Genomic DNA, 22,689 nt, shown 5'->3' on the forward strand with positions numbered 1-22,689 from the left:
TTATTTACAATAAAAATAATTGTGCGAGGTAAAGGACACTAAAAAATGCAATCGCATCTGTTAACGTGGTTAAAACCGGGCTCGATAGCATAGCCGGGTCAAGGTTTAACCGTCTCAATAGCAAAGGTAATGCGCCACCAATCATCACGGCGAGAACAGATGAAAAAGCGTAGGCGATACCTATAAGCAAAGGTAATCCGATATGTTCATTGCTATGGGTAAAGAGAGTCAGTACACCTAGCACACCGCCAATCAGAATGCCGTTAATGAGGCCAATGGGGACTTCTTTGGCGATAACATAAAGCCAGTCCTTTGCGCTAAGGTGTCCCATTGATAGTTCTCTAATCGATACCGCGACAGCTTGGTTCCCAGCCGCGCCAGAGAGGTTGGCAACCAGCGGCAAAATGGCAGCAAGTACCGCTATTTGTTCAATAATGGGTTCATAAGCGGCAATAATAGACACGGCGGCATAACTCAGAATAACTGACGGTAACAAGAACGCTAACCGTCGTAGATTTCTGGTGAATGTCGGCATCGAGCGGAACTCATCACCACCAAACACACCGGACTGTTCAAGCAGTTGGTGTTTTGATTGCTCATAGAGCGCCTCGTTAAGTTGCTTAAAGCCAACAACGCCTATTTGAAAACCATGTTCATTTACGACTGGAATCACTGAGTGTAGTGTTGTGTCTAAGATGCTTTTTAGTGAATAAAGCTCTAGTTCTGGTGCAGCCACAGGAATGCTTGGGTCTACGTGTTCTTTTAGTTTTGTTTCTGGCGATTGCAGGAAAATATCCTTTAATTTTAACGCCCCAAGAAAGACACCTTTCTCGTTCCGTAAATATACATAGCGCCATTCAAGGTGATCGGAGTTTTGCTCTTTTTCTTCGAGGACGGCGTTTAAATCAGCGACAGTCGCTTCTGCGCGTATTTTTATGATTTCATTTTTGCAAATGCCACCAGCAGAGTTTTCTGGATATATGAGTGCTGCACGCTCTTCATTCCGCCATTTTTGCGGTAAAACGCGCTTTAGTTGAGACTGCAGTTGGTGTGGCAGTTGGGATATTAATATTCTTCTGTCTGTAGAGTGTAGGTATTCAAACAGGCTGACTGATACCTCGAGGGGAAGTTGACTGATCAGTGCTAGAAATTCGTTATCCGAAAAGTGGTCGAGTAAATTGGCTGCAAGCTTTGGTGATTTGCTGCTCAGTAGAGCCCAGACAGCGACACGATCATGGTCGCTAAGCATTCTGAAAGCTGATGGTAGTGCTTCAGAATGAGTCGTTTCTATATTTTTGTGCAGCAAATCTGCATTCTGCGTCTCAACACAAAAGAGAAGCTGGCTGTAAAGTTGTTCTGCGCTAGTTGAGTGCAGAGAGATTGAATTTAATGTCATTGTTTATGTCTTATCCAATGTAAGAGCAGGGTAATAAGTACTGTTGTAAATAGAAGAAAGCTTCCGACTAAGAACCATTTTGTGATTGAAACTTTGAAGGCCGCCATCAATGGGTGTCGCATAACCCTTGTGCCAATGAAGAGTAAAGTCATGGTCCATATTAATGAGCTGGTGATACTCGTAAGCACTGCGTGAATAAAACCTACTCGTGTAGCGCCCATTAATAACGGTATTAATGCGCGCAAAAAAGGTAGGAACTGTGAAAGAAAGAGGATGAAAACCCCATGCTTCTCTAAGAGTGTTTTTGCCCTTTGTTGGCTCTTAGGAGGAAGGCGACGCTCAACGCTATACATGAAAGTCGTACCATGCAGCCAACGTCCTTGTAGGTAGGCGAAGATGCTGCCAATAGAAGCCGCTGCCGATAGCAGAATGACTGCATTGTAATAGTCAACCGCCTCGATGCTAACCAGGCCTCCTACAAATAAGGTTAACCCCACCCCTGGTAGTGGCAAAAAAATAAAACAGGACTCAGTAAGTAACACCACTGCAAGTAGTAACAACAAGATGTTGATTGGGTTAACCACCTGGAGAGAATCAAAATCTTGCAGCCAAATGGCCGTGAGGATTTGTTGCATAATAGAGCCCTTAACCTGCGTGTTTAATCAAACATTAAGATGATGTAGGCAAAGAAAAGAATGAGGTGGGTAGCGCCGTTGAGTGAGTTTGTTCTGCCACTACTGAGGCTGACACTGCTCATCAACAGAGTCGCAATAAGAAGCACCATTTCAGCCGGTTCGAGCCCTAATCGGATGGGCTCATTCATTAGCCCTGAAATAAGCAGTACGGCAGGTACAGTTAATGCGATGGTGGCAAGCACCGAGCCAAAAAACAGGTTTATGGCTCGCTGAAGTTGGTTCTTAAAGGCAGCCTTAAGCGCCCCAACGGCTTCAGGTGCTAGAATGATCAGAGCCACAACTAAACCGCCTAGTGCAGCAGGTGCGCCCATCACGGTGATTCCATCATTGATTGGAATAGCTAAGCTTTTTGCCAGCAAAATGACCACCACCAAGTAGCAAATAAGCATGATGGTATGGAATGCGTTGCTCTTTAATGGACCATGGCTGTCGTGGTCGCTTTTGTTATCTGCGTCAATGAAAAAGTGGGTATGACTGCGGGTTTGAATAAACAGGAATACGGCATAAAGTGCTATCGAAGCGAGCACTAGAGTCCCTGTTAAACCTGCCGACATGTTGCCAAAGGCATCCATACTGGTGAAGTTAGGAAGAATCAAACAGAGCATTGCCAGTGGAATAATGGCGACAAGATAGGCTTTTATTCCATCCAAGTTATATGTTTGGGTGTGGTACTTCATACCGCCGATCAACAAAGTAATGCCGACAAAACCATTGAGCACAGTCATTACTACGGCAAACATGGTGTCTCTTGCCAATACGGGATTCGAATCGCCAGTCAGCATGACAGATGAAACCATGATGACTTCAAGCAAGACGACTGACAACGTCAGAATTAGCGTCCCGAATGGGTCACCTAATTTAATTGCAAGCGCGTCAGAGTGGCGAACAACAGCAAAGATTGCTGTCATTACGGCAGCAAACAAAATGCCAGTTGTCACTATGTATAAAGCGGGAGAGTTGTCACCAACTAGCAGGCTATTTCCGCCGAGTTTAAAAAATAATATGGCAAGAATACCGGTAATCAGTGTGTATTCTTGCTTTAGTATCTTGAACATATGAGCCTTTTGGGAGGATTTTCTACGGTTCGTTACTGTCCTTTAACGAGGTGTATGAGGTTGGAAAATCTACTGATTATGCTGCAGTAGTGCCTGAGGCGTTACAATAAAGTGGATGGCGATGTGAGACGATGAATTAGTGAAATTCATTCTTGCCTGAAAGGGGGGGGAGATAAATTATAATTTTTTAGTCTGTGAAATGTGTTCATGTGTTCATGTGTGCAGATTGTTTCACGCGCTTTTCTGTGATTACAAAACAGATTGCAGGGAATTTTTTGTAACGTTTCTATGGTGTGATCACACTCAAAGTATAATACTTATTAATAATTTAGATGCGTAATGCGCTCGACTATTAATCAGTGTGACGCTAGATTCTCATTGATGACAATAGAAACGATTCTATTCACAGAAGGTGAGGTAGCAGTGATTCACAAAAAGAAAGTATTGGCGTTTGTATTAGGGACTTTCATGCTTGGCGGGTGTGTGTCTACTAGCGTTGAGGATACGGCCATTAATTCGCAGTTGATTACCGAAGTTTACATCGGTGAGCATCATTACCCTGAAAATTTTGTCCAGCAGCTACATACTAATTTGCAGTATTTCCAGGATGGAGTGGGTGTCGATCCCCAATCGGGTATGCCTTTTGATTTTATTCGCGTGATGGACAACGGGGATATCGAGCCGCGTCCGGCAGTGAACAGTACGACCGTTGGCCTATACCTGAACGTACTTACCGAAATGGAGCGTGCAGGCTCTAATGAAGCACGCAAGCGTATTGGGGAAGTCTTGACCCAACTGGAAAACGCACCAAAGTGGAACGGCCTGTTCATTTGGATGTACAAGCTCAGTGAGGGTGAGTTGGCGCTCGATAGTCGTTCGGTGGCGTCAGCCGTTGATGCGGCCAATCTGATCTCGTCATTGGCGGCGGTATCAGGTGCGTATTGGCAGCATGACGATCCAGTGCTTGCACAGCTTTCTCAGCGTGCTGATGCGTTGATTAATCAAAGTAAAGAAGGTTGGTATGGTCTGTATGAGCGCGACACTGGCACCCGTGATCTCCTTCGTGCAGCATGGCAAGATACCGGTGATGGCCAGCCGGGCTACGTCAAATACTTGATCGACCGTAAGGCAAACGAGAGCCGGTTGGCGCCGCTCTGGGCTGCGGTACTGACCCATAGTGATGAGATGCCTATCCCGGAAGGGGTCTTTACCAATATGGGGCTTTATACCGGTGAGTACGTTACCCGCGATGGGGAAGTGATCAACCCCATGCTGACTTGGAACGGTGCGTACTTCCAAGGCATGTTACCGTCGGTTTGGTTCGATGAGAAGTCGATGGTACCGACGCCAAAGATGTTTGATGATATGGCCAGGGTACAGGTCGAATACAGCGCCCAGTTCGGTATTCCGTTCTTGTCATCGTCCTCGACGGTTGACAGCCGCTACAGCGAATACGGTGTTGACGGAATGGCAGAGGCCTACCAGCGTGGTCGCCGGAGTTTTCAGGAGCCAGTAGGCACGCCGCATGCAACAGCACTCTATGCGATGAAAAACCGTGACCATGCCGTCGAGTTGCTGCTAGATGTCGAAGCCCGCTATCCGCAAATTGTTAGCCCGGCAGGCTGGTTCGATGCGGTCAATGAGAAAGGTGAAGTAGCCGATAAGATCATTGGTCTGGATCAGGGTATGTTCGCGGCATCGTTCTTTGCCGATACCATTCGTACCGATGTCGAAAACTATATCAAGCAGGCGCATGGCGAAAAGGCATGGCAGCTGGTCGAGCGTCTGTATAGCCAGTTTGAAAGCAACGGTACTTTAATTCGCGAGGAAGAAGCCTAATAAGGCTTGTTTTTTGTTATTTACCCACGCTTTCATTAGCCAATAATCTATATCTATACCCGTGGCCGGCAGCGGTTCATGGGTATGATTGCTTTAGAAAATAAATATAATTTTATAAATAAGTAGCAATGAGAGATTGTATGAATGGTAATTATTGCAGTGTGTGGAAGGTAGGAAAATAAATTGGCTGAAATAAAAAAGGGCGCCCTAAGGCACCCTTTTATAATTCTTTACGTTAACGCGAATTAGATACGCTCAACGTTAGCAGCTTGAGGACCTTTCTGACCTTGTTCGATGTCGAAAGATACTTTCTGGCCTTCAGCTAGAGATTTGAAACCGTCACCAGCGATAGCACGGAAGTGAACGAATACGTCAGCACCGCCGTTGTCTTGAGTGATGAAACCAAAACCTTTCTCGTCGTTAAACCACTTAACGATACCAGTTGCTTTAGACATGGAATGTCTCCTGAATCAAAAAAATAATAAACGCTTGTTGCGTACTTAAGCCATCATAATGAATTACTTATGGACAAAAGAATGTTGAGCTCTTCAGGACAACGTCGCTCGATGAAGCGGTGTAACGAAGTTTTCTATTTCAATTTGTTGCATAAATAGGTCTGCATTTCAGGCCAAGCACATTAGGCCATACGGGAAGGAGGGTGGCAAGCAATTACTTTAAAATTAAGTCATTCATATCGAAAAATGTGATTTGGATTGTACTGAAGCTATTGTTTTAATGTGGGTATACAAGACGTTATCACTGTTTTGCTCAATTTGGTGGCAGATTAGAGCAGAAGGTCGAAATTCAAGCGGTTAATATAGGGGGGGATAATAAGCGTACAGTTAAGCTGTTAATATAGAACGTAAAAAAGGGCTTTAAAAGCCCTTTTATCCAAGTGTGAACAGAGAAAATTAAACTTTTTCTACATTCGCAGCTTGCAAACCTTTTGGCCCTTGCTCTGTCTCATAGCTTACTTTTTGACCTTCAGCTAAGGTCTTGAAGCCATCGCCAGTGATTGCACGGAAATGAACGAATACATCAGCACCGCCGTTGTCCTGTGTGATGAAACCGAAACCCTTTTCTTCATTGAACCACTTAACGGTACCTGTTGCTTTAGACATGTTGTCTCCTGAATAACTTACATCTGTACATATGCCAATACTATCTAATCTGTAACAATTGAACCCTTAATACACCGGTTGGACTTGCAAATTAATTGCTAGACGAAGTGATTCAGAAGCCAATGTCATATCAGTGCCAAACAGTATTGCTCACTTCAAAGATTAGGCAGCATTGGGCTAATTGCAAATAAAAAAATAAGAAATTTGTGGGGGCTTTCACAGGATTTTGTAGAACTTGAATCAACACTTAAATAATCTCACAAATTTAACGAAATCTTACTTTTAGCATCAGCTGGTTCCCAATGGTTTGAGAGGTCAGACAGATGGGCGTCCTTGGTATGAATTGAGTACCTCGGCGTTGGATGGGGTTATCGTGTTGCAAGAGGTGTATTGCTTTGTTTGATGAAATAAGTCAATGAAGCCGGCATTTTTAGTTTAACTGCGCAAAATGTGACTTGAGTGGTAATAGCAGTTTCTGCTATAACGGGGGCAGTTAGGTTTTGTAGATTCATATAAGGACAAATAATGAACACTATCCTAGAGTTAGTTCGTCAGACTCGCCGCAAGAACAAGCTAAAGCGTGAGATCCTAGACAACGACCGTAAAGTTCGCGATAACCGTAAGCGTGTTGAATTGCTGGAAAACCTACTTGACTATATCAAAGCTGATATGACTCATGATCAGATTGTCGAGATTGTTGAAAACATGAAAGGTGACTATGAAGATCGTGTTGATGACCACATCATCATCAGCGCTGAACTTTCTAAAGAACGTCGCGAAGTTAGCAAGAACGTTAAAGATTTGAAAAAAGCAGAGATTGCTTCTCATCAGTAATTACGAAAACCGATTCGTAAAAGCCCGATTGTGATCGGGCTTTTTTTACGTTTTTTTTACCTCATCTCGACAATAATGTACTTAAATTCAGGTATATATAAGCCTATAAGAGCTACTATTATAGCTATGATTATTTTTGAGGAATTTTGATTGTCTAAACATCTTGGGGTCATCGCTTGTTTGCCATTTGCAGCATTGGCTGCCGACACAGAAAGTACTCCCGTGTCGATAGAGCAAGAGAAGCCATTAGGCTTTATCTCAGTAGACGATTTACGGCAAAAAAGAGACGTTGAACAACAGTGGGGGATCGCTGCGGTCGTGCGTGGGGCCTCGATACCCTATGCAACAGAATCTGTGGTAGAAGATTCAACGGTAGCAACTTTTGTACCCATGATGTTTTATCAGGGGAAACGCTTGTTTATTAACGGTACAGAAGGTGGCCTTAACCTTTACCGTGAGCAAGACTGGGAAGTGAATGCCCTTATACGAATGCACTTTATAGATATTCCCTCCTCATTCCAGAATAGAATCGGTGGTGACACCGCAGATTATGGGCTCCAGTACAAATACCATTGGGATGAGAATTATTATACCGGCCTTGAACTGCTGACGGATCCTGATGGTAGGTTTAGTTCCCAGTTCTCTATCGGTGGTGACTATCAATATAATGATTGGCGCTTTCTTCCCAAGGCATCCTTAATATGGAAAGACACTGATTACAATAGCCACTACTACGGGTTAAATCGTGAGGGCATTGATTCAGGCGTGGACTTGAAATTGGGCTCGGCTTTTAGTTACCACGTCACGTCAAACTTGTATTTGCTTGGTGGTGGCTATGCTCGCTATTTTGATAGCAATGTCCGTGATTCAGCGATTGTGAGTGATAGTTGGCAGGGTGAAGCATACCTAGGTTTTGGTTTCTTTAATGACGCCAAGAAAACGAGAAAGTCGACTATCAGCAATAAGCCATATTTGCGCGTTGCCCATGGGTGGGCGACACCATCAAATATCGGTGAGATTTTTTCGGGCAATACAGAAAAAGACGAATTCAATAATCAGTTGACCTCTGTGTTTTATGGTCATCCTTTAACCGATGAGCTGTTTGGCTTGCCGCTTGATATTTACCTGACGCCGGGTTTCGTCTGGCATTGGAACTCTGAGGTGCAGAGCTCTACCCAGGAATACGTGATGGCGATAAAAGCGTATTACACCTTTACGTGGCCGGTACAGTGGCGCTTTGGTGTTGCCGAAGGCTTGTCTTATGTCAATCGTATTACTTACATTGAACAGTCTGAGATGGATCGGAAAGATTACGAACCAAGTAAGTTACTTAACTATTTAGATTTCTCTTTTGATGTCAATCTAGGTGATGTATTCAACCATAAGCCGCTAGAGGGTGTGTGGCTAGGTTACAGTTTGCATCACCGCTCAGCGATTTTCGAAAGCGCGTCCCAGTTTGGGCGTATTAAAGGCGGGAGCAATTACAACACGGTGTATGTCCAGTTTGACTTCTAAAAAGCCTTATCCATTAGTGAAATACAGTAGCGATAATGGATAAGGCAATAGCAGTGCCGCGAGAAAGCACGGCTTACGATACGAGGCTCATTTAGCTAATTACTGAGCTAGGCTTTCTAGCTCATGTTTTGCTTGGGCAATCCCCTTGGCTGCCATCTCATCACCCATCGCCAGCGCTTCGCTGTAAATTACATCAACATCGCTCATGCCAACAAAACCCAAGAATGTCTTCAAGTAAGGCACCATGATATCGGTATCGCCGCCTTTGTGCATTCCGCCACGGGTGGTGACCACAATGACTTTCTTGCCAGTTAATAGGCCAACAGGCCCCGTGTCAGTGTACTTAAAGGTCACGCCGGCACGGGCAATCAAATCAAACCAGTTTTTTAGCTGTGTTGGAATAGAAAAGTTATACATTGGAGCGCCAATCACAATGGTATCGCTGGCTTTGATTTCTTCAATTAGCTGATCAGAAAGTGCGAGTGCTGCTTGTTGTTTTTGGTTGAGGTTATCACCACCACGCAAACCTCCTGCAATGTCGCCATCTAGAACTGGGATAGGTTGAGCCGCTAGGTCTCGCTCTATAACGGCAGTCGTGTTCAGTGATTGAACAAGATGATCGATAAGGGCGTTTGATTGTGAGTAGTCACCGAGAATACTTGATTTTAGTACTAGAACATTTGACATGGTTTGCTCCTTGAAGTGCATTGCCGTTTGGCTTGTACTCACTATACGAAGGGGCGACTTTTGAAGAAAGCGGAAAAAATCGGTTAAGTTGTTCGAAAAAATAGAATGTTGCTTGTTTTTAATATTCTGATTTTAAATGTTTATTTTCCAATTTACACTGGGTACGCTTATTTTTGCCGAGTGTGAGCAGTAAAGGAAATGCAGGGGGACGCCTTAAGAGCGCAAGTAAGAAGGCAAAAAATAGCCCGAAACGACTCCTGTTTCGGGCTTAGGGGAATGGCTCGTGAGAGCCTTGCGCTAACTGGTTAGTAAATGGAGATCAATTACACTATCAATGTTAGTTCAAGCAGTATGATTTGCCAGTTTTACCACTAAGAATGTTATTCATCTCTGATACTTAACAAAAATGTCCTGTTATTTGAGCAAATCTGTTGCAGTTACTTAATGCTAGTTGTTCCAGCGACAATTTACTTGCTCAAAAAGTGGAATTAGATGTCAAATAAGTTGGTATCTCTCACCAGTTCACGAGGTAGGCCATTCTTGATGCGATTGCTAACCCATTTACCAATGCCGATGGGGTAGTCTCGATAAGTGACAATGATTTCGCCCTTTCCTGATAGGTTGTCAGGTCGTATATCACGCCCCATAAACCATTCTTTTGCCTGTGCTGCATCAAGCGCAACGGCCGTTTTTTCCTGGCCCGTAGCAATGGTCATGATCGCCTCATGCTGCCAGCGATAACCTTTTTTGTGTTGTTCAGCCAGCTTGATACCGATGCGCTGGAAGCGGATTTCACTCAGAAGATCACGCAGTTTTGAGGGGAACAACCACACTTCTTTGTCACGGAGCCAAATTTCACTATCGGCCGGAATAGTTAAGTCCAAGTCTTGCTTGAATGCGTCGGTAATAGCTTGACTGTCTTTGCTGTTAGCAGGGTTGAATGGGAATTTACCTTTGCGCTTTTTCACTTCAGGAGAGTCGACCGCTGTAAGCTTGCGGATACGAGCGACAAAGAAGCCTTCACTGTCGAAAATTTGAGGGTAGACGTGCAAGAACCCTTCTTCTGTTAGCGCTTTGTCCGCGCCCTCAAATAGGTCTGATAGGGATTCAAACTCAACAGCATCACCAAAAGTGTCTTTCAGGTACTGACAAACCCGTTGGTTTTCGCTCAGGTTAAGGGTACAGGTTGAATAAACCATCACTCCACCAGGCTTAAGTGCTTGGAAACCACTGACGATCAGATCGCGCTGTACTGCTGCGATGTCTTCTACAGACTGAAGGCTCCAATTTGCCATTGCATCGTCATCTTTACGAATAGCACCTTCACCGGAGCATGGTGCATCAAGCAAAATCGAATCGAAGGATTCAGGTGCCCAACTACCGAACACACAACCATCAAAGTGGGTCAGTGCGGCATTGACCACACCACAGCGCTGCAAATTAGCGTGCAGTACTTTAATACGGCTGGCGGCTAACTCATTAGCGACTAGGGCACCTTGATTATTCATGGCGCAGGCAATTTGGGTTGTTTTCGAACCCGGAGCTGAGGCCATGTCTAGTACACAATCTAGCTTGTTGTTATCTTTCAATAGTGCAACAACAGGCATCATTGAGCTGGCTTCTTGAATGTAAAAAAGGCCTGCCATATGCTCTGCGGTATTGCCTAGAGAGACGGACTCTTCATCTTCTCGCTCAATCCAGAATCCGGTATCGCACCAAGGTACCGGTGTGAGTGCCCAGCCTTTATCAGCAACACGTTCAAGAAAGTCTGCCACACTGATTTTCAAGGTGTTAACACGAATACTGCGACGCAGGGGGGTTTTACAAATAGCAATGAATTCATCCATGCTCAGGTGTTCAGGCATGATCTGACGAATTTGCTCAATGAATGCGTCTGGGATATGAATTTTTGGATGCAAGGGAATGTCTCGATTATCTAGCAGTGGGGCGGGAGTTTATCATTTGTCGGTAGCTACGTAAAAAGAAAGGGGGAACAGGCAAAATAAAAGGAGCACTGCTGCTCCTTTTTGTTACGTCATTAGCGGGTAGACATTTAGTGCTTCGGAATTGCCGTACGCCACGTCTTCCATTCGGATTGGGCGCTATCGTGTAGCAGGAAGTGGCTGTAACTCTTCGCTACGGGTGACAATGGCTGAGCCTCTGGTGTGGCAAAGGCGATACCGCCACGGATCAAGCTATCCATGGTGCCACTTTGTACCGAGGCACCTGTCAGACCGATAGTGACATCGATACCCGATACATTCCAGAACACGCTGTCTGAGCGTACGAGGTGGCTGAAGTTCTGTTCTACTTGGGCTTCGATAATCACTCTGTCAGCCAACTCGCCAAGACTCACTTTCACCACTTCGCCCACTTGAATGTCACGGTACAGTAGTGGCGTACCTTCAGTCACGGAGTTGCGTTGTTCTGTTTCGAGGATCACTGTCAATCCGCTGTTGACTTGCCTTGTTGAACCCAGTGTAAAGCTCTGCGAGTAGGTACCTTTGCCCGGTGTAACCGCAATATAGCTACTTAGTAGGGTATCAAGATCCTTGGCACCGGTAATGCTTATTTGAGGAGTGACAATCCAGAAGTGGCTATCTGTTTTGGCGAGTATCTCGGCATATTTCGGAAATAGGCGGGCTTTGACGATCACTTTTCCGGTGTCGAAATCGGGCTCGGTTTCAATCACTTTACCGACGCTGACACCCTGATAGCGAATTGGGGTAGTCACTTTTATGGTTTTGGCATCTTCTGCGATCATAGTGACAACCAACCCGAAGTTTTTGGCTTCTAGGTAGCTGTCATAAAGTTTATAGCGGTTGCCAAGGCGGTTGCTTACACCTTGTATCTCGTCAAAGGCAATACCGCCCTTTATCAGGGTGCTGATAGGATCGGCTTTGACACTGACACCATCGAGCCCCGCCTGTATTTCTACCCCAGAACGGTTCCAAAAAACGGTATCAGCGGTGATCAGGTGGCGGTATTTGTTATCCACTTTAATTTTGATAGAAACGCCATCACGAGAGAGTTCATAGCTGTTTACTTCACCGACTGCCATGTTGCGGTATAGCACCGGGCTACCTTTGTCTACAGGGGGAAGTTCGTCGGCAAACAGTTCGACGGTAGTAAAGCCATGCGCCTTTTCCGCAGCGAGAGTGGCCAACTGGCGACTTTTGTAGAGTGGATACTGTTTGAGCACTTTACTGCCACCACTGCTGGTGAAGCTAATACTCTGACTGATCAACTGATCAGCAGGTGGAACAGAAACATCTAAGCCTTTGCTGCTTAAATTCGCCTGTATACCACCATCGAGATAAAACCGGCTGCCAGAGCGAATGAGTCTGGTGTATTCAGGGCGGACGATAACATCGAAGCGGACCGTATTGCCGTCTAGCTTCACGGATTTTACCCGGCCAACTTCCAAGCCTCGGTGCTTGAGTTTGGTACCGCGTTTAATGCCGTAGCTGTCATCTGCATAGAGAGCGAACGAGGCAACGCCAGGTTGCTGTTCTTGCAGTTCATCTTGGTTGATTGCGATGAACTGACGGCTGGTCTCTCCCGGCCCGGGGATCAGGGTAAGGAAGTTGCCACGAAGAAGGTTTCCGATATTTTTAACCCCATTTAAGGACAGTTCGGCTTCTTCCAGCAGCATTTTAGACCCCGTGGTCAGTAGATCGCTCATCATTGGCTCGATAGCGGCATGGGCGACAATGGTCCCTCGCTCTTGATCAAGGCGAATATCGGATATCTGGCCAATTTCCAGGCTGCGGTAAACAATAGGGGCACCACTTGCACTGATATTGCTGTTCTCAGGCAAATCGATAGTGATGGCGATACCCCGACCCGCTGTATTGAGATCAGGGTAGAGCCGGAAAAGGTGATCAGGCTCGATTGGCAGCCCTTTATCCGGCGAGTCAAAAGCAATGGCACCACTTATCATCGCGGAAAGGCTTTCGAACTGCACATCAACACCGTTGAAGCCTATATTGGCGCTCATGCCACTGATATTCCAAAAGCGGCTTTTGTTAGTGACCAAGTCTGCATATTGCGGTTTGATCAATACATCGATGATCACTTGCTTGTTGTTTTGGCTGAGGCTGTGATTGTACACCTCGCCAACGGGTATTTTCTTATAGAGAACTTGAGAGCCGATATTGATAGAGCCCAGGTTAGGGGCGCGCAGTTGAATCTTCAGGCCTTCACCGACTGGAGTGTCTGCCGGCTGGCCGTCGAGTGCATCGAACTCATTGGTGAATTTACCTTCACCCGGCTGCAAAGCGATATAGTTACCTGAAACAAGGGCATCTAGGCCGGAAATCCCAGTGATAGAGGCTTTGGGTTTGACCAGCCAGAAGCGGGTGCCGGAACGCAGGATTTGTACAGCTTCTGGGTATATATCCGCTTCAACATAAATGCTTTTCAAATCGTTTGATAGGTTGACGTCACGGACAATACCCACCTCCAGCCCCTGATAACGGATAGTTGTCCTTCCGGCAACCAAGCCTGCAGCGTCATTAAAGTGAATCTTTATTCGTTCCCCGGCCTCATTGACGGCTTTGAAGACAAGCCATCCAGCGAGAATCAAGGCAAGCACGGGTAGGATCCAGAGGGGAGAGACCCCGCGATCGCGCTTTATATTGACCGGTTTAGGTTGTTGGTTATTAGGTCCGTTGTTCATAGTTGTCCCATATCAGACGAGAATCCAAACTTTCTGCGGCAAGCATTGTCAGTACCACAACGACACCAAAGGCAATAGCGCCAGGGCCGGGGGTGAAATCGAGTAATTGATCACGGTCTATCAGGGCGACCATGATTGAAATAACGAATAAATCCATCATTGACCACTTACCAATCCATTGAATGAACCGATATAGCTTCATTCGTTGCAGGTGATTCACACTGCGCTTAAATTGGATCGTCAACAAGAGAAAGGTCAAGCCAAGAATTTTGGCCACAGGCACGACAATACTGGCGACAAAAATAATGATGGCAATGCCGAGCATATCGGAATTTACCAATGAGGCGACACCCGAAAAGATAGTATCTTCGACACGTTTACCATTATTCAGAAAGATAGAAATCGGATATAAGTTAGCAGGAAAGATAAACACGGTTGCTGCTATCAGGTACGCCCAAGTTTTCTGGATGGAGTGAGGCATGCGTTTGTAAAGCGGACTGTCACAACGTACACACTCCTCGTGTTCATCTTGCGTCATGTGGCAGCGATGACAGTGACGGGCATGGTTATATTTCTTATGCTCAGTTTCAGGCTGCCACGCTTCCCAGTATCGGTTAATGCTGATGCGGGTAAGTAGAAGCGCCATTAGAAGTTGTAGCAGCACCAAGGAATATAACCCTGGGCCGACGAAAATATCGGCATAGTCTTGTACTTTGAAACAAGAAATCCCAAGGCTTACCAGAAACACATCAAACATTGCCCAATGCTTGAGGTGTTCAATGATCCATAATGAGCGGCGAAAAAGCTTGATGCGTCGGAATTTCAACCCAGCTTGTGCCCCCAATATAGAGCCGCAGACCAGCAATGGCGCGATAGAGCTACAAAACAAAATGAGGGCGGCAACCACCGGAAATGTAGGCGCTAGCGAGAAAGTGCCAGAGGTTATGGTTGCCGGGATCATGACACCAAACAAGCGGATGGTGATCATCGGGAAAAAATGCGCCGGAATAAAGAGGATTAAGCAGGCTAGGGCAATAGCCTGCTCACTGGAAAAACGAAAATGACCACCACGGTATAAGCGGGTGTTGCAACGCGGGCAGTACGCACTTTTCCCTGGCTCAGCGACTTGCGGCAGCAAAGGTAAATCGCAACCGGGGCATAGTCTCGCTGTGGTCATTTACGGTTAATCCTTTAAAATGGCTTTAAATGAACACTATATTATTATTTTAGGTTCACTCTGGCTACTGGTACTTGTGCTACTGCATCATTTTGATTTTCGTCTGATTGTACAGAGCCATACAGTGTTTGGTACAGGCCTTCTTTGTTTACGAGTTCGTAATGGGTGCCGCTTTGGCTGACCTGCCCATCTTCCAGCACATAGATCACATCAGCTTGTTTAACCGCAGACAAACGGTGAGCAACAATCAGTGTGGTGCGATTTGCCAAAAACTGGTTAAGCGCAGTATGTAATGCCGCTTCTGTTGCCGTGTCTAACGCTGATGTTGCTTCATCCAGAATGACAAACTCGGGGTTGGTTAGGACCATACGAGCAATCGCGAGTCGCTGGCGCTGGCCGCCCGATAATTTAATCCCTTGACGGCCTATCTCGGTATCCAAACCTTCCGTCAGGCGTTGGGTGACATCAGCCATCTGTGCAATTTCAAGCGCCTGCCACAATTGCTCATCACTGTAATCCCCTCCTAATGTCAGGTTGTGGCGCATAGTATCATTAAATAATACAGGGTGTTGTAAGACCACTGCCATTTTGTTACGCAGTGCTTCATAACTGACATCTTCAATGGGATATCCATTGACTAAGATGTCTCCGGCATTTTTTTGGTAGATACCCAGCAGCAATTGAATCAGTGTTGATTTTCCGCCCCCTGAAGATCCGACTAACGCCACGCGCTTACCTGAAGGGATAGTGAGGCTCATACCGCGTAGGACTTCTTTGTCTTCATCATAGGCAAAATGGATGTTGTTGACTTCAATGTCGAGGTGATGGTCATCAGTAAACGGATCGACCTTTTGTACTGGGCGAACTTCTTCTTCAATGGCAATAAGGCCATTCAAGCGTTGCATGGCAGCCGATGCGCTGTACCAAGCAAACTGAATACCCAGTAGTTCCTGCACCGGGCCAAGCATGAACCACAAGTAGCCAAATACAGCAAACATCTGGCCAACGCTCAGGTCGGTAAATAGCACCATGATCATTGCCATGGCACGGAATAACTCAAAACCGACTAAAAACAATAAGAAAGAGATGCGTCCAGCGGCTTCTGACTGCCATGCATACTTATCGGCATCGTGGCGAATGTCATTGGCATTGGATTTTAGTTGATCAAGAAAGTCCCGCTCGCGGTTAGCCGCACGCAGTTGGTAAATGCCATCGAGGGTTTCCACTAAACGTTGTTGGAAGCGCTCGAATGCGTGGTTTTCTTTCTTCTTAAGGGTCTTTACCCGGTTACCCATCAGCTTAGAGGCATAAACCACAATAGGGTTGACCAGTAAGATAAAGAGTCCGAGCTGCCAATTAAGCCACAGCAATATGGCAGCAGTACCGATGACGGTCAGGAAACCGATTAGGAAACGGCTTAGGGTGTCACCAACAAATTTATCGATGGTTTCAACATCCGTTATAAGGTGGGAAGTGATCCCACCGCTGCCGCGCTCTTCATACTGACGCATGCTAATACGGCCTAGCTTGTCGATAAGATGCTGTCGCATGTGGTAGGTAATATCTTTGGCCACCAAGGTAAATTGGCGGCTTTGCAGAATATTAAGTGCCTGGCTACCAATGCGCATTAAAACCACAAATAGCAGCACTAGCAGAATATAAGCCGTGGGTTGGTGCAGGGACTCAGGTAAAAAATGGTTAAGGAAGATAATGCCACCAGCCGGCTTGTCGAGGAGGATCTCATCAACCATTAAAGGCATGAGTAGTGGAATAGGGACACTGATAAGGGTCGCGATGAGCGCGATAAAATTTGCAGCAATTAAGCGGGGACGGTGATGTATTGCTTGCTTTAATAGCCAAGACCAGTTAATCATTTGGTTTGAATTGTCTTTCACAATGATAATGATTCCCATTATTAAAAAGTAAGCCATTCTAGCGGCTATAAAAGGAGTAAGCCATGGAAATTAGATCAGTGAACTATCAAACGCTGACGAAACAAGCTATCGCGTTGATCGAAGGTGAGTCTGATCTCATTGCTAATATGTCTAATATTAGTGCGTTACTGGCCATGGAGTTAGAAGAGATTAACTGGGTAGGGTTTTATTTGCTTAAAGGTGACCAATTGGTGTTGGGACCTTTCCAGGGAAAACCAGCTTGTGTGAGGATTCCCGTTGGGCGTGGTGTATGTGGTACATCGATTGCTGAAAATAGTGTTCAACGGGTTGAAGATGTTCATCAATTTGAAGGGCATATCGCCTGCGATGCTGCCAGCAATTCAGAAATCGTGATTCCTTTTTCGGTAAATGATGAATTGTACGGTGTATTGGATATTGATAGCCCAATCTTGTCAAGATTTAGTCAATCTGATGAAGATGGACTGGTTTCTTTGCTGAATGAACTACAAAAAAGGCTTTAATTGAATGCTTTCGGTGGTTTTTCAGCGTTAGGTAACTATAATAGCGGAACAATTTCTTTTTGATTAAAGTACTAACGGCGAGGAAACTCGCTTTTGTCAGGAAAGTCCATGGAAAACTCTGAAAAGCTAACGAACAGTAAAGAAGTCATTGCCTACATTGCTGAGCGTTTCCCAAAATGTTTTACTGTTGAAGGTGAAGCTAAGCCTCTTAAGATCGGTATCTTCCAAGATCTAGCTGAGCGTCTAACTGATGACCCGAAAGTAAGTAAAACTCAGCTGCGTACCGCTCTGCGTCAATACACTTCTTCCTGGCGTTATCTTCACGGTGTGAAAGCGGGTGCAAACCGCGTTGACCTTGATGGCAACGATTGTGGTGTGTTAGAACAAGAACACGTAGATCACGCGAAACAAGCGCTTGAAGAAAGCAAGGCTAAAGTTCGTGCTCGTCGTAAAGAGCAAGCAGAAGCTAAAGCGACTGCTGGCAAGGATGGTGAAGCAAAGACGAAAAAAATTCGTCCAAAAACGGCTAAACCAAAGAACACACAACAAAAAACGACTAAGCTAAATAAAAAGCCTGCAGAAACGACCCGTGCACTGACTGCTGATGAAGTCGTCGTTGGCAAGAACGTTAGTGTAAATATGGGCAACGGAAACATGCCGGCAACTATCGTTGAAATTAATAAGGACGATGTGCGTGTTCGCCTATCAAATGGTTTGACCATGGTAGTTAAAGCGGAGCACCTGCGTTCGTAAAGGAGAATGCTCGACGCATGAAAGGTCGATTCCGTTTCTCACTGATCGCTGCTGGCATGATGCTAGCAGCTTCAGCGCAAGCCCTAGAGGCAACATACACGTTAAGTGATATTCCGCAGCTGGTACCTGAAAAACAGCATGCGACTGCCAGTAAGCGAGTGGCTTCACGTTTTACTCGTTCACATTACAAGCAGTTTTCACTTGATGATGAATTTTCTTCCAGTGTCTTTACCCGATATATCGAGATGCTGGACTTCAATAAAAGTTTCCTTACTGCTTCCGATATTCGGCAATTTGAAAAATGGGAACAGCAGCTAGATGACCAGCTCAAAAGAGGTGATACATCAGCCGCTTTCGATATTTTCAATACTCTGTTGAAACGTCGATATGACCGTTATCAATACGCACTTACCTTGCTTGATCGTGAAATCACCTTTGAGGCTGATGAAGATATAGTGTTAGACCGCTCTGAAATGGAGTGGGCGAAAGACCGTAACGAGCTTAATGAAATTTGGCGCAAACGGGTAAAATACGATGCGCTTAACTTAAAGCTTGCGGGTAAAGAGTGGGATGAAATCAAAGAGACTTTAGGGAAGCGTTATAACAATGCCCTTAAGCGTCTGACTCAAACTCATAGCGAAGATGTATTCCAGATTTACATGAATGCCTTTGCACGTGAGGTTGACCCTCATACCAGCTATTTGTCACCGCGTAACGCTGAGCAGTTCCAATCTGAAATGAATCTATCATTAGAAGGTATTGGTGCAGTTCTTCAAGTGGTTGATGATTATACAGTAATTCGTTCTTTGGTTGCGGGTGGCCCGGCTTCTTCTTCGAAGAAATTGACAGCTGGTGACAGAATCATCGGGGTCGCGCAAGACGGCAAAGACATGATCGATGTGATCGGCTGGCGTCTTGATGATGTGGTTCAGCTCATCAAAGGGCCGAAAGGCAGTAAAGTTGTTCTGGAAATCCTTCCGGAGGGGAGCAACGCAAAAAGTTACGATGTCACTATTGTCCGTGATAAAATCCGCCTTGAAGATCGCGCAGTGAAATCTTCGGTAGAGATGTCGAACGGCAAGAAAATTGGGGTAATTGAAATTCCAAGTTTCTATGTTGGTTTGTCGGAAGATACCAAGAAAGAACTGGCGAAACTGAACGACCAGCAGGTTGATGGCATGGTTATCGATTTGCGGAATAATGGTGGTGGTGCGCTGACTGAAGCAACAGCCTTAACCGGGTTGTTCATCAACAGTGGGCCGGTTGTCCAGGTTCGAGATAGCTACGGACGTGTTAAGGTCAATGGCGACTCCGATGATCGTGTTTACTTCGACGGTCCTCTCTCTGTCTTGGTTAACCGCTACAGTGCATCAGCGTCTGAGATTTTTGCTGCCGCTATGCAGGATTACGGACGCGCAGTCATTCTTGGCGAGCAATCATTTGGTAAAGGTACGGTTCAGCAGCATCGTTCACTGAATCATATTTATGACTTGTTTGACAAGCCATTGGGCCATGTTCAATACACGATTCAGAAGTTCTACCGCATTAATGGTGGTAGTACCCAGAACCTGGGTGTTGTCCCTGACTTGGCATTCCCAACGGCTGTTGATCCATCGGAAACCGGTGAAAGCGTCGAAGATAATGCATTGCCTTGGGACAGTATTAAGGCAGCGGACTATCAGAAGCTTTACAATTTCTCGGCGGTTTTGCCTTCACTGAAAGCGAAACATGACCAGCGGATCAGCAAAGACATGGAATTTGGTTTTATCCAAGATGACATCACTAAGTACCATGAAGAGAAAGATATCAATACGATCTCTTTGAACAAGAAAAAGCGTATTGCTAAGCAAGATAAAGATGATGCAGATCGCTTAGCTCGGTTGAATCAGCGTCAGAAGGCTGATGGTGAAAAACTTTTTGCCACATTGGATGATGTGCCGAAGGATTATGAAGCACCTGATGCTTATCTAGAAGAAGCGGTCGCGATTACTTCTGATTTATCGAGATCACAAAGCTAGTCTGTGAGAATAGGCAAGACCTCTATAAACGGCACCTTTTAAGGTGCCGTTTTTTTTATGGAAAAAAATCAGTGAGCTAGGGGGAAATGTGGTGTTTCAGCTCTGAGACTGCGGAATGATTAATATTGATAAGTGTCAACTTTTACTCTCTAGGTGGCAATTGCCGACTAGGGTTAAATGTAGGTGAGCAATTCTGGTGTTAGGGGAATACTATGCTGAAACGTGTAATTCTTGCTGTAACGCTGTTATTTTCGACATTTGCTATCAGTGCACGCTCAACAGACTTGACGGAATTTGATTATCCATTGCTTCTTGGTGATTGGTACTGGTTTAGTAATACTGATACTGGTGTTGAAAGTGAAGGTGCGAATTACCGCGCAATGAACATCAAGTTCAAGTCAAATTATCGTTTTGTTATCCGGCTTCTTCAGATTGATGGCAGCGTGGAAGAGTGGGATGGGATATACGATATCGATGAAACTACCGTTACTTTCCTTTCTCATGGTCAACCTGAGCAGCAGCATAGCTACATGTTAAGCTACAACCAATTTTTGCTTGATGGTGCTCGTTTTACTAAGTTGGCACCAGAGAATCTGCCGGGTAACTGGCGTTCTTCGCAAATAACCGGGAAGGACGTTGGTGATGGTGTCTCGGAAATTGCTTTATCCCTTCGCCCAGACTTCTTGTTTTCGGCCGAGGTATCAGGTAAGAACGGCAAGAAAAAAGAACACCGCGGCATTTACTTCATTGAAGACGATCGCATTGTGTTGATTTATGAAGATGGTCAGCAAGATAGTCAGTACAGTTTGGGAAGTAATACTCTAACGCTCAGTAATCAGCAGTTCGGTATGGAAGCGGTAATGAGAAGGGAGTAGTGCATAGTTGCTGCCCACGAAGACAGTTAAAGAAAAGCGAGGTGATACCTCGCTTTTTGTTTTCTATATCGACATATGGTGCGTGCGACTAGCTGACGATTTTAAATGCCTGTCGCAGCTGTGACAGGTAATTCTCATCTCGGCAGATACTCTTGCCAGGTTCGTCTGAAATTTTAGCGACTGGCCGACCTTCACATTCGGTCAGTTTCAAAACTACGTTCAATGTTTTGACATTCGGGAGATCGCAGGTGAGCTGGGTACCAATACCAAAACTGGTATTGATACGGTGGGCAAAGTGCTTATAGATGTTCAGCGCTTTATCCAGCGTCAGGCTATCGGAGAAGACCAAAGATTTGGTTTTTGGATCAATCCCCAATGACTTATAGTGTGCGATCGCTTTTTCACCCCAGGCAATCGGGTCTCCACTGTCATGGCGTAGGCCGATGAAGCGCTCTGACAACCGAAGATCGAAGTCACGCAGGAAAGCATCCATGTTGATGCAATCAGTAAGAGCGATACCCAGTGAGTTCGGGTATTCCTGAAGCCAGCGGTTTAACGCAAGCTGCTGTGAATCAGCCAGCTCACCAGCCAGTTGTTGGTGTGCTTGGAACCATTCATGGGCTTGAGTACCAACAGGTGTTAGGTGACGGGTACGGGCTAAGTGATAGTTAGATGTACCTTTGAACTCCGGCATATTGCTCTTAAGATAGTCAACAACTTCGTGGTGAACATTGCGAGAGAAGCGGCGGCGTGTACCAAAGTCAACCAGAGAGAATGCATCGAGATTGATACCTTCATCATTAGCTTTCTGATAAAAGTTAGCCATTTTTTGTTTCAGCGAGGCTAATGCATCATCAGCGGAGGAGGATGGGTAGCGATGCTTACATCGTACTTCGCAGATAATTGCCAGAAGTGGCACTTCCCAAAGAATGATATCGAGCCATTTACCGGTAATGGTAATGGCTAGTTGATCACCCGACGTGTCAATACGAACTTGCTTGCTGTCGATTCGAAACGACGCAAGGTAGTCAAGGTAGTCCGCCTTGAAGAAGCTGAGGGTCGCTAGGTAATCAATTTCTTCTTTAGTAAAAGAGAGGCCACCGAGCTGATCGATATGCTCTTGAATCTCTTGGCTATATGGACGGAGATCTTCGTCGCTCCGGCAGTGAAACTCGGCAACAGCTTCAACATTAGGGTATTGATGAAAAATGGCTTGCTGCATGTGCAATTTGTATGCATCAGTATCAAGCAGGGAGTCGATAATCCCAGTGTGTCCAAAATGATTCATAACTAGTTTGGTTGTTTTTTGCAATCCGGTGATTTTACCCTATTTTGAGGCGAGGTTGTCTCAAAATGTTTCAGATTGATGAAAAAAATAGGGGCAGTAAGATACGCGTTAATGTCGCTAACGACAAGCCCGTAGTGGTTTTATTGTCATTATTATCGATACACGGTTAACCGTTTGTTCGTGCGGTGATCTTGCTGTATAGCGAAATTTGGGTAAACATTACTGCTAATAAGTTGAGTATAGTAAAGATGAAATGCGAGTCTTCAAAGCACAACCAGCAAAATCAGTGGTTGGATGTGCATTAATTGACCGAGTGAGAGGGCAATTGAGAAACATATC

The 22,689-nt window shown here is 45.4% G+C and carries 18 protein-coding genes; 7 read left to right on the plus strand and 11 right to left on the minus strand.

Annotation, left to right across the window (positions count from 1 at the left end; translation table 11 throughout):
• Nucleotides 1–4: 4 nt before the first annotated feature.
• Genes C9I99_RS05880 through C9I99_RS05890 form a run of 3 tightly spaced genes read right to left on the minus strand, consistent with a single transcriptional unit; the run spans nucleotide 5 to nucleotide 3,146 of the window.
• Nucleotides 5–1,396 carry a magnesium transporter gene (locus tag C9I99_RS05880; RefSeq protein ID WP_107347940.1) on the minus strand — a complete coding sequence of 464 codons (1,392 nt, stop codon included), beginning with the start codon at nucleotides 1,394–1,396 and terminating at the stop codon, nucleotides 5–7.
• On the minus strand, nucleotides 1,393–2,031 hold the full coding sequence (locus C9I99_RS05885) for a DedA family protein (protein WP_107347941.1): 639 nt from the start codon (nucleotides 2,029–2,031) through the stop codon (nucleotides 1,393–1,395). Before C9I99_RS05885 ends, C9I99_RS05880 begins: the two co-directional genes overlap by 4 nt.
• A gap of 23 nt (nucleotides 2,032–2,054) precedes the next feature.
• On the minus strand, nucleotides 2,055–3,146 hold the full coding sequence (locus tag C9I99_RS05890; protein WP_107347942.1) for a calcium:cation antiporter: 1,092 nt from the start codon (nucleotides 3,144–3,146) through the stop codon (nucleotides 2,055–2,057).
• A 423-nt stretch (nucleotides 3,147–3,569) separates the two neighbouring features.
• On the opposite strand from C9I99_RS05890, the gene C9I99_RS05895 reads away from it, so the two are divergent.
• The gene (locus C9I99_RS05895; protein WP_133638292.1) at nucleotides 3,570–4,985 is read left to right on the plus strand and encodes a hypothetical protein; all 1,416 of its coding nucleotides are present in this window, start codon (nucleotides 3,570–3,572) and stop codon (nucleotides 4,983–4,985) included.
• Nucleotides 4,986–5,230: 245 nt separating this feature from the next.
• Here the strand turns inward: C9I99_RS05895 and cspE (C9I99_RS05900) are convergent, their stop codons facing one another.
• Together cspE (C9I99_RS05900) and cspE (C9I99_RS05905) are read right to left on the minus strand one after the other, a co-directional pair.
• A complete protein-coding gene (gene cspE / locus C9I99_RS05900; protein ID WP_107347944.1) occupies nucleotides 5,231–5,440 on the minus strand; it encodes a transcription antiterminator/RNA stability regulator CspE in 210 nt (69 codons plus the stop codon).
• A 456-nt stretch (nucleotides 5,441–5,896) separates the two neighbouring features.
• A complete protein-coding gene (gene cspE / locus C9I99_RS05905; RefSeq protein ID WP_107347945.1) occupies nucleotides 5,897–6,106 on the minus strand; it encodes a transcription antiterminator/RNA stability regulator CspE in 210 nt (69 codons plus the stop codon).
• Nucleotides 6,107–6,631: 525 nt separating this feature from the next.
• On the opposite strand from cspE (C9I99_RS05905), the gene C9I99_RS05910 reads away from it, so the two are divergent.
• Nucleotides 6,632–6,940: a DUF496 family protein gene (locus tag C9I99_RS05910; RefSeq protein WP_107347946.1), complete on the plus strand. Its 309-nt coding sequence runs from the start codon at nucleotides 6,632–6,634 to the stop codon at nucleotides 6,938–6,940.
• Nucleotides 6,941–7,195: 255 nt separating this feature from the next.
• A complete protein-coding gene (locus C9I99_RS05915; RefSeq protein WP_243734691.1) occupies nucleotides 7,196–8,455 on the plus strand; it encodes a MipA/OmpV family protein in 1,260 nt (419 codons plus the stop codon).
• Between the two features lie 99 nt (nucleotides 8,456–8,554).
• Here the strand turns inward: C9I99_RS05915 and C9I99_RS05920 are convergent, their stop codons facing one another.
• The 5 genes from C9I99_RS05920 to C9I99_RS05940 all read right to left on the minus strand — a co-directional run bounded on the left by C9I99_RS05920 (nucleotide 8,555) and on the right by C9I99_RS05940 (nucleotide 16,874).
• Nucleotides 8,555–9,142: an FMN-dependent NADH-azoreductase gene (locus tag C9I99_RS05920; RefSeq protein WP_107347948.1), complete on the minus strand. Its 588-nt coding sequence runs from the start codon at nucleotides 9,140–9,142 to the stop codon at nucleotides 8,555–8,557.
• Nucleotides 9,143–9,630: 488 nt separating this feature from the next.
• Nucleotides 9,631–11,061, minus strand: coding sequence for a 16S rRNA (cytosine(1407)-C(5))-methyltransferase RsmF (gene rsmF, locus C9I99_RS05925; RefSeq protein ID WP_107347949.1), 1,431 nt, complete (start codon nucleotides 11,059–11,061; stop codon nucleotides 9,631–9,633).
• Nucleotides 11,062–11,195: 134 nt separating this feature from the next.
• Entirely contained in the window at nucleotides 11,196–13,823 is a 2,628-nt protein-coding gene (locus tag C9I99_RS05930; protein WP_107347950.1) for an MlaD family protein, read from the minus strand.
• Nucleotides 13,807–15,000, minus strand: a complete 1,194-nt coding sequence (locus C9I99_RS05935; protein ID WP_107347951.1) for a paraquat-inducible protein A — start codon at nucleotides 14,998–15,000, stop codon at nucleotides 13,807–13,809. The genes C9I99_RS05930 and C9I99_RS05935 overlap by 17 nt, the downstream gene beginning before the upstream one ends.
• Before the next feature lie 44 nt (nucleotides 15,001–15,044).
• Nucleotides 15,045–16,874, minus strand: a complete 1,830-nt coding sequence (locus C9I99_RS05940) for an ABC transporter ATP-binding protein (RefSeq protein ID WP_107348512.1) — start codon at nucleotides 16,872–16,874, stop codon at nucleotides 15,045–15,047.
• Nucleotides 16,875–16,957: 83 nt separating this feature from the next.
• On the opposite strand from C9I99_RS05940, the gene C9I99_RS05945 reads away from it, so the two are divergent.
• The 4 genes from C9I99_RS05945 (at nucleotide 16,958) to C9I99_RS05960 (ending at nucleotide 21,062) form a co-directional block, all read left to right on the plus strand.
• Nucleotides 16,958–17,416 carry a GAF domain-containing protein gene (locus C9I99_RS05945; RefSeq protein WP_107347952.1) on the plus strand — a complete coding sequence of 153 codons (459 nt, stop codon included), beginning with the start codon at nucleotides 16,958–16,960 and terminating at the stop codon, nucleotides 17,414–17,416.
• 108 nt (nucleotides 17,417–17,524) lie between these two features.
• The gene (proQ, locus tag C9I99_RS05950) at nucleotides 17,525–18,169 is read left to right on the plus strand and encodes an RNA chaperone ProQ (RefSeq protein WP_107347953.1); all 645 of its coding nucleotides are present in this window, start codon (nucleotides 17,525–17,527) and stop codon (nucleotides 18,167–18,169) included.
• A gap of 17 nt (nucleotides 18,170–18,186) precedes the next feature.
• Nucleotides 18,187–20,187 (plus strand): carboxy terminal-processing peptidase, encoded by a 2,001-nt coding sequence (prc, locus tag C9I99_RS05955; protein WP_107347954.1) that lies wholly within the window; start codon nucleotides 18,187–18,189, stop codon nucleotides 20,185–20,187.
• A gap of 212 nt (nucleotides 20,188–20,399) precedes the next feature.
• The gene (locus C9I99_RS05960) at nucleotides 20,400–21,062 is read left to right on the plus strand and encodes a hypothetical protein (RefSeq protein WP_107347955.1); all 663 of its coding nucleotides are present in this window, start codon (nucleotides 20,400–20,402) and stop codon (nucleotides 21,060–21,062) included.
• An 88-nt stretch (nucleotides 21,063–21,150) separates the two neighbouring features.
• On the opposite strand, the gene pncB is transcribed toward C9I99_RS05960, so the two are convergent.
• Nucleotides 21,151–22,350, minus strand: coding sequence for a nicotinate phosphoribosyltransferase (gene pncB, locus C9I99_RS05965; protein WP_107347956.1), 1,200 nt, complete (start codon nucleotides 22,348–22,350; stop codon nucleotides 21,151–21,153).
• Nucleotides 22,351–22,689: the final 339 nt, after the last annotated feature.

This window comes from Photobacterium lutimaris, assembly GCF_003025555.1.
In the GTDB taxonomy this organism is placed as follows: Bacteria; Pseudomonadota; Gammaproteobacteria; order Enterobacterales; family Vibrionaceae; genus Photobacterium; species Photobacterium lutimaris.